Genomic DNA, 14,653 nt, shown 5'->3' with positions numbered 1-14,653 from the left:
CTGTGCGGAGTGCGGGGTTGCGGGCTGGCCATCAGAATCGCTCGAGACGGTAGGGGGTGGGATCGAGGAACGGCGTCTCGCCCATGGCGAGGTCTGCGGCGAGGCGGCCCGCCGCTGGGCCGGTGCCGAAGCCGTGCCCTGAAAAGCCGGTGGCCAGTGTCAGGCCGGGCAGTTGCGCGACATTGTCGATCACCGGCAGCGAGTCCGGCGTCACATCGATCATCCCGCCCCACGCCTGCGCCACGCGTGCGTTGGCAAAGACAGGCCATGCCGCAACAAGGTTGCGCATGGCTTCTGCGTTGAGCGCCTGGTTCACCGGCGGATCGATCGTGCGCAGCCGCTCGAACGGCGAGACAGCGTCGGCGCGCCAGCGCCGGGGCAGGGCGAGATCGGCGAAGAAGTCTCGCCCGAACGATAGGCGCAGGTTTTTCCACTGCGCGATCAGCGTGGGCAGGTACTTCATGCCGATCAGCAGGTGGTCGAGCGTCAGCGGTGCGAACAGCGCGCCGCGCTGCGTGATGGTATAGCCCCCGTCGAGCCGCTTGCGGAACGAGAAGTCAGCCGCGCCGACCGCGCTGTCGGTCGGCCCGTCCATCGGCGCGGTGCGCAACACCGACGCCACCAGCGGCAAGGTCAGCAGGCGCACACCATGATTGGCGAGGAAACGGCGCGACCACACGCCGCCTGCCAGCACGACATGGTCGCAGGCAATCGCGCCACGCTCGGTCACCACGCCGCGCACCGCGCCGGCACTGGTCTCCAGCGTGCGCACGGCGCAGTTTTCCACGATCACGGCCCCGTGCGCCAGGGCTGCGCGCGCGATCGCGCTGGATGCGAGCGTCGGTTCGGCGCGGGCGTCGGACGGGGTCGCGATGCCGCCGGCCCAGCGCCCGGTACTGCCGGGGATCGCCTGCGCTACTTCGGCCCCGGTCAGCATCCGGCTGTCCAGGCCCGCGCCGCGCACGGCTTTGAGCCAGCCCTCGTAGGCGGCCAATTCCGCATCGGTCCGCGCGACATAAGTGATCCCGGCCTGCCGAAAGCCACAATCCTCGCCGATGCGCGCGGGCATCTGCTGCCACATCCGCTCGGCGGCGATGGCCATCGGCAGATCGGGCACCGCGCGCATGACCTTGCGCACCCAGCCAAGGTTGCGCGACGATTGCTCGCCGGCGATGCTGCCCTTCTCCAGCACCACCACCGGCACGCCGCGCTCGGCCAGCGTCAGCGCGGTGGACAGGCCGACGATACCGCCGCCGATCACCACGACCGATGTGCTGCCGGGAAAGCGCTCCGATGTCGTCACGGGGGTTATTGCGGGGCCCATCGCTGTTGGTCCGCTCAGAGACTGATCTGCAGTTCGCGCACGGCGCCCTTCGACGCGCCGCGCCAGGCGGTGACCTCGATCTCCACCTTGTATTCAGCCGCGCCAAGCGGCGGGCAGGTCATCGTCAGCGTAGGGTTGATGCCGCGCATGCGCGCGCCATAGGCGGTCATCACTGCCAGCACGTCCTTGGGAAACTGCACGAAGACCCGCGCGGCGACCACGTCTTCGAGGCAGGCATCGACCGCAGCGAGCGCGGCGGCGATGTTGTCGAGCACCTGGTTGGTCTGATCGGCCAGGTTCGCCGGGATTTCCTTGGTCTGCGGGTTGCGTCCGGCGGTATTGGACACGAAAATCAGATCGCCTACGGCCACGAGGCGGGAATAGCTGCCGTGCTCCTCGAACTTGTTGCCGGTCTTGAGCTTGATGACGTCGGGCATGGAATGTCTTTCGCGGGAGGAGGATTTCAGGGGGACGGGGGGCGGCGGTTTTGAGCGCTGCCTGGTCTCAGCGCAGGACGGGTTCGTCCCACAGGGTCAGGCGCGTGCCGATTCCCTGGGCCAGCGCGCGGCGATAGACGTGCGTTCCCCAGGCCACGTCCTCCACCGCCATGCCGCCGATGGAGAGCATGATGATTTCGTCGGCATCGCGCCGGCCGGGCGCTGCGCCTGCTACGATCGCGCTGAGATCTTCGAGCGACGTGGCCGCGACCCGGCCTTCATCGACGAGGTCAAACCAGCGCACGCCTACCGCCGGGATGATGCGGTGCATCGGGCGCGGCAGTTCCTCGCGGTAAGCCTCGTAAAGCCCGGTGAAATCGAGCACCTTGCGGATCTCGGGCGCTTCCATGCCGGCATCGATGCTGCACGGCGCAGGCATCGACAGGAACGTGCCCGGGCTGACCCATTCGCGCCGCACTGTGGGATAGCGGGCGGGATCGCCGGTCGGCACCGAGGCGCAGAACGTCGCGATGTCGGACTCGCGCACGACTTCTTCATCGGTGGCGACCACACGCACCGAAAGCTGCGGGAAGCGCGCCTCGGCCCAGGTGCGGAATGCCGCCAGGTTGGCCTCGCCGCGCCCCTTGATCTTGACCGTGTCGATTGCTGGGCACGTGGCCATGAACGCCTCGAGCGAGGTGCGTGCCATCACGCCGGGCCCGACGATGCCGACCACGCGCGAATCCGGCCGGGCGAGGTGGCGCGCGCCCACGCCGGGGATCGCACCGGTGCGGTAGGCCGAGAGCAGGTTGGCCGACATGTAGGCCAGCGGGGCGCCAGTATCGGCATCATTGAGCACGAACGTGAGGATCGAGCGCGGTAGGCCCTTGTCGCGGTTGGCGACGTTGGAGCCATACCATTTCATCCCCGCCGTGCCGAAGCGGCCGCCAAGATAGGCCGGCATCGCCATGAAGCGGCGGTCGGTGGTGGGCTTGGGCATCGCGGGAAAGGGCGAATCCTCGGGAAAGACGATCACCGCGCCGTGCTGGTTGTTGTTGCCACCGGCCATGCGATAGTCGCCATGGTGCAGCAGGTGGAACATCTCCTCCATCGCATCGACGCAGGCGGGCATGTCGGTCACCCCGGCGCGGATCATGTCGGGTTCGGACAGATAGAGGAAATCGACACGCGGCAGAGCTGGCGCCGTGGATGGGGCGGCCGCCGCCGTGAGGGTGTCGGTGAACAGGTCAGGCACGCAGATTTCCCATCGTTTGCTTGGGTGCCGGCGTAGTGCGCCAGGATGCTGCCGGTCTGGTTGAGCGCGGGCCTTGCGACAATTGCAGGCGGGGATTGACGCATTGCAGAATCGGCCACACACATGCGCCCCGTGATGGCAGACCCCGATCTTCCCCCGTCCGGCCTTGCGGCCGATCATGCCGCTGCAGGCCTTCCGCCCGATATCGCGGGCCGCGCTGGCCAAGCCACCATCCGCCTGCTGTTCCTGACGGCGCTGTTCGCCGCGCTGGAGGATGTGGGCAAGCGCATCGACCCGCTGCTGCGCGAACACGGCATGTTCCGCGCCCAGCTTGAGACACCCTACGAAACCGTGCCTTTGCACCGCTATGTTGCCCTGCTCGAGGCGGCGGCCGCGCGCTTCGATCGGCCAGCACTGGGGCTGGCGATGGGCGCGGCCTTTGGGCTTGCCGACCTTGGCCCGTTCTACGCGCTGCTGCGCGCGGCCGGCTCGTTGCGCGGCGCGCTCGATTACCTCGTGTTGTTTCAGTCGCGCCTGCAAACGCGCACGCTGTTCGACAGCCGCCGCGACGCCGAGACCACCACCTATAGCTACCGCATCGAGGACTCGGCGATCTGGCCGCGCGTGCAGGATGCCGAGTTTGCCCTGGCAAGCTACGTGACTCTCATCCGCCAGCTCACCCACGCGCGGTGGACACCCGTTGCGGTGCACCTGGAGCACGCGGTGACAGGACGTGAGGCCGCGCTGGCGCAGGCCTTCCGTGCACCGGTACATGGCAACCAGGTGACCAATGCGCTGGTGCTGCGCAACGAAGACCTTGATCGCCCGCTGCCGAGCGCCGTGCCGGCCGAGGACCGCAAGCTGCGCACGATCCTCGAATGGCACTTGCTGGCTTTGATGGGCCCCGAGGCGACCCCGGCAGAAAGTTTCGTTGAGTTGACGCGCGACATCATCGGGCGCTGGCTGGGCCGAACCCACGTCGATTGCGCGTCGGTTGCTGCGGAGATGAAGCTGTCGGAACGCTCGCTGCGCCGCCGCCTGGCCGAGGAAGGCACCTCGTTCCGCAACCTGCTGCAACAAGCCCGCCAGGCCCGCGCGCAGACGATGCTGGGCAAGTCGGGTATCTCGTTGACCGTCGCGGCCGAACAGCTCGGCTACGCCGATACCGCCGCTTTCTCGCGCGCGTTCAAGGAATGGACGGGGATTTCACCGGGTCGCTTCCTGCGCCGGGATGAAGAGGGGTAGGGACAGGCGCGGGCGGTTGCTGGCCGCTCAGTCCTCGCTGCGCAGGTTGGCGGTCATCGCAGCGAGCACGCGGCGGCATGTTTCGAGGTCGGCCGCGGGGATGTTTCGCGCCAGGGTTGCGGCATGCTCTTCCATGCGCGGCCAAGCTGCCACGAGTGCGGCGCGGCCGGCGGCGGTAAGCACGATCTCGCGCCTGCGCTGGTCGCCCGGCGGGGTGCGCCGCTCGACAAGGCCCGCCGCGACCATCGCCTCTACGGTGCGGCTGGCGGTGGACTGGTCGGCAAAGGTGCGCGCGGCGATTTCGTTGATGGTGAGGCCGTCCTCGATGTGCAGCACCGAGAGCGTACGCACCAGCACGAGGCTGAGCCCGCTGGCAGCCAGACGCCGGGCCTGTGCGGCCTGGCCCAGGTTGGCGAGGCGGTTGATCGCATAGCCAAGATTGGCCTCGAGGTCTTCGGGGCGGGTGGGAAGGCTCATGCCAGCGCCACAGCGATCCGGCCGAGCGCTACAGATCGGGCAGGGGTTGAATGGGCGGGCGCTTCAGTCATGGTCGCCGGCTATTATCGCGACCGGGGCGGCGCAGGCAAGCCGGCTCATGCCGCTACGGCAGCTCCCATGAACGAGGCGATCGTGCGGATCAGCCCGTCGAGATCCTTGTCCTCGCCATCGCGCACCGCCGTCTCACGCAGGCGGCGGGCCCAGTCGGCCGCGTCATCGCGCCCGGCGAGGGTCTCGATCGTGGCGATCACGCGGTCAAACTTGGACAGTCCGCGCGCGTGGGTGTCGGAATAGCCTTTTACCAGGCGGCGGCAGCGCAGCACCTCGACCCCCAGTGCGTAGTCGCTTGCCACCAGCCGCATGGCCAGCGCCAGCCACGCGTCGCGGTGCGCCACTTCCTGGCGGTGGCGCAGCGAGCCGCGTCGCAGCCGCCTGAGGCCGGCGACCGTGTAGAGCGTAAGGAACCACCCGATTGAATAGGTGCGCACGCGCCGCCCCTTGCTGATGCGCCGGTCGATCGCGCGGTAGAGCCGGGGGCGGCGCATCAGCCAGTCGGCCAGCGGCGCAGGCAGGATGCCGGCGACCTCTTCCAGCCGTGGGTGCATGTATTCGGTAGTCTGGAGCAGCGTGCCTGGCGCGGCGTTCGCTTCGGCGGCGATGCGGGCATGGCGGCCACTGCGTGTCTTGAGATCGGCGACGCGCACGATGTCATCATAGGCCATGGCCTGGGCGAGATATTTGGCCGCCTCGCGGGTGAAGGCATGGTCGCGCTCTGCTCCTCCGGCGGCAAGATCCACCGTGTGGAGCTGCTCGAGCAGCCCGCAATAGTCGCGTCCATAGGCAGGGTCCTGGAAGTCCACCACCTTGGCGAGGCCGGCGCGCGCCATCGCATGAACGCCGGGAGGCAGCCGCTCGATCAGCCGTGACGCAAGCGGGCCGCAGTGCGCGTCAACGGGCGCGGGTTCGGGGCTGGCGACTGCCAAAGCTGGGGACGGTGCCTCTTCCCCGGCAGCGCGGGCAAACGCTGCATCGAACGTGCGGATCGAGGCGGCCACGCCTTTGCCATCGGCGGCAATCACCGCGTGATAGGCCTCGCGCGCGAAGGGCAGTACGCCGCTGCCCGCCAGCGCGCCGAACAGCGCGGAGGAAATGACGCTGCCGTTGGCGACGGCGAGCGCGTTCATGTCGAAGACGATGCGCGCACGCGCGGTGGCACCGATCGCCTCGTGGACCACGCCGCTGTCGGCGATGCCGTCGCCCGGCGCGCTCTTCTCTCCGATCGACAGCGCGCGGTGGTACGAGGCGATCAGCGTGGTGCGCCCCGGCGTGACGATGCCGCGCAGGATCGAGCGGCCCGCCTCCATGAATTCCGACGCCAGCACCACGTCGACATCGCCCGGCGTGGGCATCTGCGCCAGCACCGGCTTGCGACCGCCACGCATAGGCATCATCTCGACATAATAGATCGTGGCGCCGGTGCGCTGCGCCACACCGGGCACCGAGGTGGATTGCGCCACCCAGCCCGCCGCCTCGGCCAGCGCGACAATCCAGCTCGTCAGCACGCCACCGCCCTGGCCGCCCATGGCAACGATGGCGATGGCGATGGGGCGTTCGGTGGCCTCACCGGCGGGGGCAAGCGGCAGGCGCAGAATTTCGGTCGGCATCATGCGGCTCCGGCAAGGGGACGCGCACGGTCGCGGCGCGCCTGGAGGTAGGTGATAAGGCCCATGGCGACACGCGCGCGGGCGCGGTCCCACCAGGTTGGGTTGTGGATCACGTCGGCGCGATAGAACGAGGGGCACAGCACCGCCGCCTCGGACACTTCGCCGCAGTTGCCGCAGCCCACACACGTGTTATCGATCGTGACCACCGGATCATCGCGCAGCGGATCGTCCAGCTGTTTGACCGACAGCGATGGGCAGCCTGACAGGCGAATGCAGGCGTGGTCGCCGGTGCATATGTCCTCATCGACGCCGAAGCGCTCCTTGACCACACGCGTGCCGCTCCTAATCGCCTTGGCCACCTGCGGTTTCACCCGGCGCTGCTTGTTGAGCATGCATTCGGAACTGGCGATGATGACCTTGGGGCCTTCCTCTGGGGTGGTCAGCGCCTCGGTCAGTACTGCCTTCATCCGGCCGACGTCGTAGGTGCGATCGACCTCGCGTATCCACGTGGCGCCAATGCCCGCGACGGCTTTGGCGATCGGGTTGTTGGTCTTGCGGCTGGCGTTGCTGGCGCGCGACGAGAGGATGTCCTGCCCCCCGGTGGCCGAGGAATAGAAATTGTCGACGATCACGAACACGCCGTCGTGCTTGTTGAACACCGCGTTGCCGATCCCGCTGGTCAGGCCGTTGTGCCAGAAGCCACCGTCTCCCATCACCGCGATCGAACGCTTGCCCGTGGTCTTGCGTCCGAACGCTGCGGCCGAGGCGCCGCCGAGGCCGAACCCCATCGTGGTGTTGCCGATGTTGAATGGCGGCAGGATCGAGAACAGGTGGCAGCCGATGTCGGCCGAGACGTGGTGCGCGCCGCGTTCCTGGTCGACCAGCTTCATTGCGGCGAAGATGGGGCGCTCCGGGCAGCCGGTGCACAATCCTGGCGGACGCGCCGGCACCGTCTCGCGCAAGCGGGCCACGACCGGCAGGTCGAGGGCAGGGCGTGCATCGGGCAACGGCGGGCGATTGCCCAGCAGGCGTGGCGCCTCGGTTGCAAGGAATGCGTCAATGCCCGCAAGGATCGCCTGCACCGAATAGTCCCCTGCCATCGGCAGCACGTCCTTGCCGCGCACGCGGGTGGTCAGGCCTTGGCGATTGGCGATGGTGTTGACCGCCTGCTCGAGATAATCGGGCTGCCCTTCCTCGACCATCAGGATCGCCTTCTTGCCATTGGCAAAGGCAACGATCTCGCTGTCTATCAGTGGATAGGTGACGTTGAGTACGTAGAGCGGCACCCGCGTGTTGCCATAGGCATCGGAAAGCCCGAGGTACTGCAATGCGCGGATCACGTTGTTGTACATGCCACCTTGCAGCACGATCCCCACCGGCGGCGCCCCGTCTGAATCGTCCTCAGGGCCGAACCACTCGTTGAGGCGATTGTCGCGCACAAACGCGATCGCGGCTGGCAGGCGCTGCGCGATCTTCTCGTGTTCGTGGGCATAGGCCGCCGGAGGCAGCACGATCCGGTCGAGATCGCGCTGGGGATGGGCAAGCGCATCCTCGAGCGTGAAGGCGGGCGCCACGTTGTCCTTGCACACAAAGGTACCATGCATGTGGCACGTGCGCACGCGTACCTCGAGCATGACCGGGGTGTTCGACGCCTCGGACAGTTGGAAGCCCTTCTCGATCAGGTCGACGATGCAGGCATGGTCGGGGCGCGGGTCGAGCAGCCACATTTGCGATTTCATCGCGAATGCGTGGGTGCGTTCCTGCATGATCGAGGAACCTTCGCCGTAGTCCTCACCGATGATGACCATGGCTCCGCCAGTGACGCCGCCTGAGGCCAGGTTGGCGAGCGCGTCGGACGCGACGTTGGTGCCCACGGTCGATTTCCACGCCACCGCGCCGCGCAAGGGGTACATCACCGAGGCAGAGAGCATGGCCGCAGCGGTGGATTCGTTGGCCGAGCTTTGGAAGTTCACGCCCAACTCGCCAAGGATGTCCTGCGCATCGGCGAGGACGTCCATGAGGTGAGAGATCGGCGAGCCCTGATAGCCGCCAACATAGGCTACGCCCGCCTGGAGCAGGCCCTTGGTAATCGCGAGGATCGCTTCCCCACGAAATTCCTCGCCCGCCCCCAGCCGCAGATGCTCCACTTCACGTGCAAACGAACGCTCGGCCATTCCTGCTCTCCATATATATGCATGCGCATACATTTATATGGAGAGCAGGTCAATCGGTGTGATGTGCACGACCGCCGCCCGTCAGGCTGGGGCGAGGCGCAGATCGACGCGTTGGGCGTTGAACGAGAAGCCTGGCATGTACTGTTGCAGGAAGCGGGTCTCGATCGTGGCGCGCTCGGCAGGTGTACTGGCCTTGGCAAGGGCGGCATCGAGCAGCGCCTCGTCATGCCCAAAGGCGCGGATGCCGCGAAGGTCTGACCAAACCAGCCAGAAAGAGCGCCCATCGGCTGCGATCCAGCCCGGCGCGATCTGCGGGGCATAGGCGCGCGCGTGCTGGTCTCCGCCTGGGCACCAGGCTGCCTCCTCGTGGATCTGGCGCCATGGTCCCCAGGGGGCGTGCGCCACCCACAGCCCGAAATAGCTGGACCTGCCGAATTCTGTTCCGTCGGCCCCCACGCCAATGCCCGCGCTCGCCATCATGTAGACCCCGAGTGGGGCGTTGTAGACTACGCTGGGCAGCCAGCTTTCGACCACGAGGTCGCCGGGGAAGAGGTTGGCATGGTTGACCCAGCCGGGCGGAAAGCGGTGCACCGGGCGGCGTGCGGCAATGTCGGCCGACCAGATCGGCTGGCCCATGGCGTCCCGACCCGCAAAGAAGCGGTAGGCCGCGCGATCGGTCACGGCATCGACTGGCACGCGCAGCAATAGCAGATGGTTCATCCGCCCATCGGTGTTGCCATCGAGCCCATAGAGCATGAGCCAACCACCGGGAGCGGGGGGCTGCCCGCGCATCTGCTGGAGGAAGGTCAGCAGCGAAAGCGCACCGTCGGGCTCGTCGAAAAAAGTGAAGGGCCCGGGTCGCTGCTCGGCCCAGTCCTCCCACACCACGGGGGTAGTGCCGTCGCGGTTCCGCCAGGTAGTGCCGCCGTCGTCCGACAGGATCAGCTTGGCCCCGCGCCAGCGCTGCGGGCGATCCCGGGCGGCATCGTGCGTGGCGACGAACTGATAGATTCGCTGCCCGACCTGGATCACGCCGTGGCCATAATAGCGTGGCGCGTCGGGCCGGGCGTCGCGATCGAGATCGGGATAGCCCGGCAGCATGGCGAAGCGCGGCGCGGGCGGGTTGCCCGAAACGGTCCACAGCCGGGTGTTGTAGAAGGTGGTGGGCGGGTTGTTCCAGCCCGGCCCATCATTGACCACGACGAGCTGCGTGCCGTCAGGGCGCAGCGTCATCTTGTAGCCGTCGCCCAGGCCACCGAGGCGCACGATCGTGTCCTCGCGCCGTACCGCGCCGATGACCTGGCGGTGCGCCGGGTTCGCACTGGCCGGCGTGGGCAGGCCGGCCATGCCGGTGGCCAGGCTAGCCAGCGATCCTTGCAGGAACGTGCGCCGGTCACTCATCGTTTTGGGCTCCTCCGCCATGGAAATCCGGGCCAGCCGCGCGCGACCGGCCCGGCGGTGCAGACCCGCGACGGCCTACTTGATTTCGTCGGTGTCTTTCATCTCGACCGTGCCGTCGCTGGTCACCTTGAACAGCGGGTCCTCGCGGTCGCAGAAGTATTCCTGCATTTCGTAGGTGGGGTTGCGCTTGTACCCATAGGTGAAGCGATAGGGCTCGATCAGCATCTTGGGATCATCGATGGTGATCTGGTCTTCCATGAGATTCGGACCAGTGCGACGGATGCGCTCGGTGATCGTCATCTCGGCACTGTGCGGGATCTCGAAGAACCGCACGTCCTCCTTCACCCCACGCGTGGTCACGACAAGTGTGTCACCCTCCCAGCGGCCGGTGGCAAGACCGTAGAACGAGGGATTGATGTCATCGAGCGCGGGCTGTTGGCGGCCAAGGTAGATGCGCCGGGTCTGGGTGAGAAATTCGGCGAGCACGGTGACCCGGCCCGGCGTCTGGAGAATTTCGAGCGGAAAGATCGCGCCCATGATTGCCGGCATGCCTTCGGGCAGGCACTGCGTGCTGGGATCGACCAGCGGCTTGCCCGCCTTGAGTGCGGCATCGCGCTTGGCGCGCTGGGCCTTCCATTGGCTGGCATAGGGTTCGCGCAGTTTCGGCCCGTCGCCGGGCACCGGCAATTCACGGAACGTGTTCTCTTCGCCGGCGAAGGGATCGGGATAGAGCTCCCACACGCCGCTGATGTCGGGCTGCGCGTTGGCGGCGGCAGGTTTTGCCGGAGCAGGGCGGCTTGCATGGGCCGGTGCCGCAGTGGCACTGCCGGCGATCAGCGCGGCGGCGCAGGCGGCCAATAGGATGGAGGGGCGCAGGTGCATCGTGATCTCCCTGCGCGGCGCATCAAGCGCGCCGCGTCGTTGGCATTTTTGGTGTGGGCGCTGTGGTCGTCTCGAAAGCCGCGCCGGCCTTACCAGCCGCTCAGCGTGCGCCCGTCGGCGACCTTGATGGTCTTGAGCATGCCGCCGGGCTTGCCATTGCGAAGCGGGTAGAAGGCGATGTCCACCTTGTCGCCGGTCTTGAGCGTGTTGAACTTCCAGCCGACCTTGCTCATCATGTTCACGCTGCTGCATTCGAGCGCATAGCGCGTGACGGCGCCGCCCTCGTTGACATTGACCACCACGAAGGAATGCGGGTTGGTAAAGCGAAACTCGGCAACGGTGGCGCCGCGCTTGGTATCGATCCGGGTCTGGTCGAACATCGCGAAGGAATGGTGGGCAACAGCCGGGGTGGCGAGGGCCAGGGTGACGATGCCGACGAGAGCGGCGGTCGTCTTGCTGATCCGGATCATGGGTAAGCTCCTCTTGTGTGGCGTCTGGGCGCTGGGCGGGGCTGCCGGGCGGGCGGTGTGCATTTGGCTGGTTCAGCCCTTGTCCGCCCGCGTTTCGGCAACCGTGCAACCGGTAATGCAACGCTGGCGGACAGTGACGGCTCGCGCGACGGGATTACTGTTGTGAAACCGTTACAAGCACTGCATTCTGGGGCTGGCGGATCGGTATGACCGGCGCGCAATGGACTCCAGAATTCGCGCGAAGTTATTTCCAAATCGAAACAACAAGCGTATTTAAGCATGCATTGTTGCATTTTTTGAGAGGCCTGTGCCAGCGATTCCGCCCCCAGATATGCCACCCGATTCGCCCGCAGCGCCGCCCAAAGGTGGGCGCGAAGATGCCGTCGGTGACGGCAGCAATACCGGCTTCGGCGTGGCAGTGGCACGGATGCGCGATGCACTCGAACGCAGCCGATCGGACAAGCTGCTTGCGCTGTTCGACCATCTGGCGGCGCGGGCACGCGATGCCGCCGCCCCGTCCGAGGCGCAGATCGCTGCGGAGGTCTTTGCCGATGGACGCAGTGCAGCGCACCGCCCCGACGCCAACGTGCGGGTCTATGTCCACCGTCTGCGTCGTCTGATCGAGACCGAGTTTGCCCACGAACCGGGCCCTAGGCTGCACCTGCCGGTAGGCACCTATCGCCTGATGTTGGTCGATGCCGCAATGCCTGCACAGCATCAAGGCGCGATCACTGCGCAGCCGCCGGTTGTACTGCCCGGCACCGGCCCGACGCGACCCTGGGTGATAGCCCTCGTCGCCGTCCTGGCCGTGGTCGCTCTCGTGCTGGGCAGCGCGCTGGTGGTGCGCTGGCAGCGCGGGGCGGGTGACAGGCTCGACGGCACCGCGCCATGGTCGGCGTTGGCCGGGGCATCGCGACCGATCACCGTGGTGATGGGAGACTATTACTTCTTCGCCGAAACCCCCGCTTCGGGCATGCCGGCGCGCTTGGTTTGGGATCGCGCCGTCCCCACGCGCGAGGATCTGATCATTTTCCAGATGCTCAACCCCCAGACTGCCAGCGCCGTGACAGACCGCGATCAGCACTATGTTACCAGCGCGACGATGACGGCAGCGGCCACGATCCGTGCGGCGTTGCTGCGCGACCCGGCCTTCGCCCAGCGCCCGATCCGCCTGATCGCTGCCTCGCAGCTGACGCCCGACGTGCTCAAGGTTTCCGACGTGGTCTATGTCGGGCAGTTGAGCGGCATTGGCGCACTGCTGCGCGATCCGCTGGCGCAGGCCTCGGGCTTTCGCCTCGATGCCGGGCTCGACAGCTTGGTCGATGCGCAGGGCGGCAAGCCCTATCACAGCGACGGATTGGAACTGCGCGACCAACGCATCGCGCGGCGCGATTATGGCTACCTTGCCTGCCTGCCCGGCCCGGCTGGTAATACCGTGCTGGTGATCGCCGCGCTGCGCGATCCAGGCCTGCGGGAGATGGCGGATCTTGCCACCGATACAGGGCGGCTACGCGGCCTGCGGCACGGACGGATCGGGTGTGGCGGAGGGTTCGAGGCGCTGTTCCAGGTGCGCACGCTGGGCAATGCCAACCTGGGCGCGAGTCTGGTGGTCGATCGCCCCACCCGATCGCAGGGCATCTGGGACAACGCCGCCCCTGCGCCCGAGTATCACCCGATCGCGGCCACTACGGCCCCGGTACACTGAAACGACACGGCATGGCCACCAGATCGGGCGCGGCCGCATTCGCCGCGTTCGGGGCCGATTGCGCCATTGGGCCCGCCGTGGCCCGCGGGCATCGTGGGCAGCATGAACCAGACCCTGTTTCGCGGGCAAAGGCCCGTTCGTTTCAAGATGCACTCTCCCACCATCCCGGCGCTGCTGGTGCTGGCCGCGGCGGTTGCAGCGTTGGCGATCGTCCGGCCAAGCCGTGCCGAGACGTTCGCCACCCCTCTGGCCGCCGACGACCCCGTGGCGCGCGCGGTGGAGGCTGAACGCGCGCGTGGCGACGTGCCCGGCATCGCCATCGCCATCGTCAAGGACGGAGTGCCGCTGCGCGTCGAGGGCTTCGGTATCGCCAACCTTGAACATGGCGTGCCAGTGCATGCCGATACGCTGTTCAAGACCGGGGCGCTGGGCATGCAGTTCACCGCGGCCGGCGTGCTGCGGCTCGCCGAACAGGGCCGCCTCGATCTTGACCGATCGATCCGGGCAATCCTGCCCGAACTGCCCGCGCGCTGGCAGCCTGTCACAGTGCGGCAGATGCTGTCCCACACCTCCGGGTTGCCGGCGACGCCCAACGGTGATTTCCGCGTAGAATATACCGATGCGCAGATGCTCGACATCATCGCGCACGAAGATCTCAACTTCGCCGCTGGCACGCGCTGGCGGTTTGGCTATGTCGATTACGTGGTGCTGGGTCAGGCGATCCGGCGGATCACCGGGCGGCCCTATGCCGCCTACCTTGCCCAAGAAGTCTTTGCCCCTGCGGGCATGACGCGTGCGCGTGGGATCGACGAACTGGCGATCATCCCTGGCCGCGCCGCCGGCTACGAGCGCCGCGACGGACAGCTGCGCAACGCCGAATGGATCTCTGCCGCAGCCAATTCCACCGCCGATGGCTCGCTTTACCTTTCGGCGTTGGACTATGCCGCCTGGGCCGGGGCGATGAGTCGGGGCGCCGTGCTGTCGCCGCGGTCGTGGGCGCAAATGGGCGAGGCCGCACGCCTGCCCGGTGGCGCAACCTGTGGCTATGGCCTGGGCTGGTATGTCGATGGGGGCACCTGGTGGCATGGCGGCAGTTGGCAGGGTTTCCAGACATTTGCCATCCGCTATGGTGCGCAAGGTCTGACCGTGGCGGTACTCGCCAACGGCGAGGGCGCCGACGCCGAGACGCTGGCACGCCAGATCGCCGCGCTGACCGTGCCGGCGCTGGCCCGGCCAAAGGCAGAGCCGCTGCCCGACCGGGCGACCGCACCGGGGGCGGCGATGACCGCGCGGGTGCGCAAAGTGCTGGGCGCCATTGCGGAAAACCGCGTGGAGCCGGCTGCCTTCGCCCACTATGCCGCGCTCGATCTCAAGGAGATGGTGGGGCAATATGCCGGGGTGGTAGCGCCGCTTGGCCGGCTGGAGGCGCTCGCGCCCTTCGCGCACACCAGTGCCTGCGGCGGTCCGGCCTGGCGCTATCGCGCGCGCTTTGCCGGCGGAATTGTCGATGTGACGCTGGCGACGACGGCGGATGATCGCATCACGGACCTGGCGATCACGCCCGTCGCGGCGTGGGATGCGCCGCTCTGACCAATCCC

12 protein-coding genes are annotated in these 14,653 nt (G+C 67.4%); 3 read left to right on the top strand and 9 right to left on the bottom strand.

All coding sequences use genetic code 11. The features are described from left to right. Positions 1–31: 31 nt before the first annotated feature. The 3 genes from ABIC78_RS02695 to ABIC78_RS02685 form a co-directional block, all read right to left on the bottom strand. Complete coding sequence (locus ABIC78_RS02695; RefSeq protein ID WP_231627479.1) at positions 32–1,303, bottom strand: NAD(P)/FAD-dependent oxidoreductase; 1,272 nt, start codon at positions 1,301–1,303, stop codon at positions 32–34. A 35-nt stretch (positions 1,304–1,338) separates the two neighbouring features. After that, complete coding sequence (locus ABIC78_RS02690; protein WP_022678547.1) at positions 1,339–1,761, bottom strand: Rid family hydrolase; 423 nt, start codon at positions 1,759–1,761, stop codon at positions 1,339–1,341. 67 nt (positions 1,762–1,828) lie between these two features. Further along, positions 1,829–3,016, bottom strand: a complete 1,188-nt coding sequence (locus tag ABIC78_RS02685) for an ornithine cyclodeaminase family protein (RefSeq protein WP_354487684.1) — start codon at positions 3,014–3,016, stop codon at positions 1,829–1,831. Positions 3,017–3,151: 135 nt separating this feature from the next. On the opposite strand from ABIC78_RS02685, the gene ABIC78_RS02680 reads away from it, so the two are divergent. Then, complete coding sequence (locus ABIC78_RS02680) at positions 3,152–4,261, top strand: AraC family transcriptional regulator (RefSeq protein ID WP_354487683.1); 1,110 nt, start codon at positions 3,152–3,154, stop codon at positions 4,259–4,261. Between the two features lie 27 nt (positions 4,262–4,288). On the opposite strand, the gene ABIC78_RS02675 is transcribed toward ABIC78_RS02680, so the two are convergent. The 6 genes from ABIC78_RS02675 to ABIC78_RS02650 form a co-directional block, all read right to left on the bottom strand. Next, entirely contained in the window at positions 4,289–4,738 is a 450-nt protein-coding gene (locus ABIC78_RS02675) for a MarR family winged helix-turn-helix transcriptional regulator (RefSeq protein ID WP_107716619.1), read from the bottom strand. Between the two features lie 116 nt (positions 4,739–4,854). Then, positions 4,855–6,423, bottom strand: coding sequence for an indolepyruvate oxidoreductase subunit beta family protein (locus ABIC78_RS02670; protein WP_354487681.1), 1,569 nt, complete (start codon positions 6,421–6,423; stop codon positions 4,855–4,857). Further along, positions 6,423–8,597: a thiamine pyrophosphate-dependent enzyme gene (locus ABIC78_RS02665; RefSeq protein ID WP_354487679.1), complete on the bottom strand. Its 2,175-nt coding sequence runs from the start codon at positions 8,595–8,597 to the stop codon at positions 6,423–6,425. The genes ABIC78_RS02670 and ABIC78_RS02665 overlap by 1 nt, the downstream gene beginning before the upstream one ends. An 81-nt stretch (positions 8,598–8,678) precedes the next feature. After that, positions 8,679–9,998, bottom strand: a complete 1,320-nt coding sequence (locus tag ABIC78_RS02660; RefSeq protein ID WP_354487677.1) for a glycoside hydrolase family 183 protein — start codon at positions 9,996–9,998, stop codon at positions 8,679–8,681. A gap of 75 nt (positions 9,999–10,073) precedes the next feature. After that, positions 10,074–10,880, bottom strand: coding sequence for a hypothetical protein (locus tag ABIC78_RS02655; protein ID WP_354487675.1), 807 nt, complete (start codon positions 10,878–10,880; stop codon positions 10,074–10,076). Positions 10,881–10,969: 89 nt separating this feature from the next. Beyond that, a complete protein-coding gene (locus ABIC78_RS02650) occupies positions 10,970–11,350 on the bottom strand; it encodes a DUF6152 family protein (protein WP_168351794.1) in 381 nt (126 codons plus the stop codon). A gap of 331 nt (positions 11,351–11,681) precedes the next feature. Here ABIC78_RS02650 and ABIC78_RS02645 point away from each other — a divergent pair, with 331 nt between their 5' ends. Further along, complete coding sequence (locus ABIC78_RS02645) at positions 11,682–13,055, top strand: hypothetical protein (RefSeq protein ID WP_354487673.1); 1,374 nt, start codon at positions 11,682–11,684, stop codon at positions 13,053–13,055. Between the two features lie 102 nt (positions 13,056–13,157). Next, a complete protein-coding gene (locus tag ABIC78_RS02640) occupies positions 13,158–14,645 on the top strand; it encodes a serine hydrolase domain-containing protein (RefSeq protein WP_354487671.1) in 1,488 nt (495 codons plus the stop codon). Positions 14,646–14,653: the final 8 nt, after the last annotated feature.

It is taken from the genome of Novosphingobium sp. 1529, assembly GCF_040544855.1.
Lineage (GTDB): Bacteria > Pseudomonadota > Alphaproteobacteria > Sphingomonadales > Sphingomonadaceae > Novosphingobium > Novosphingobium capsulatum.
This window is presented reverse-complemented; position numbering and strand designations above follow the sequence as displayed.

Bases quoted from the DNA above. Each gene is read 5' to 3' on its own strand.
- ABIC78_RS02690 (WP_022678547.1), bottom strand. From the start codon at position 1,761: ATGCCCGACGTCATCAAGCTCAAGACCGGCAACAAGTTCGAGGAGCAC.
- ABIC78_RS02680 (WP_354487683.1), top strand. From the start codon at position 3,152: ATGGCAGACCCCGATCTTCCCCCGTCCGGCCTTGCGGCCGATCATGCC.
- ABIC78_RS02675 (WP_107716619.1), bottom strand. From the start codon at position 4,738: ATGAGCCTTCCCACCCGCCCCGAAGACCTCGAGGCCAATCTTGGCTAT.
- ABIC78_RS02670 (WP_354487681.1), bottom strand. From the start codon at position 6,423: ATGCCGACCGAAATTCTGCGCCTGCCGCTTGCCCCCGCCGGTGAGGCC.
- ABIC78_RS02665 (WP_354487679.1), bottom strand. From the start codon at position 8,597: ATGGCCGAGCGTTCGTTTGCACGTGAAGTGGAGCATCTGCGGCTGGGG.
- ABIC78_RS02660 (WP_354487677.1), bottom strand. From the start codon at position 9,998: ATGAGTGACCGGCGCACGTTCCTGCAAGGATCGCTGGCTAGCCTGGCC.
- ABIC78_RS02655 (WP_354487675.1), bottom strand. From the start codon at position 10,880: ATGCACCTGCGCCCCTCCATCCTATTGGCCGCCTGCGCCGCCGCGCTG.
- ABIC78_RS02650 (WP_168351794.1), bottom strand. From the start codon at position 11,350: ATGATCCGGATCAGCAAGACGACCGCCGCTCTCGTCGGCATCGTCACC.
- ABIC78_RS02645 (WP_354487673.1), top strand. From the start codon at position 11,682: ATGCCACCCGATTCGCCCGCAGCGCCGCCCAAAGGTGGGCGCGAAGAT.
- ABIC78_RS02640 (WP_354487671.1), top strand. From the start codon at position 13,158: ATGAACCAGACCCTGTTTCGCGGGCAAAGGCCCGTTCGTTTCAAGATG.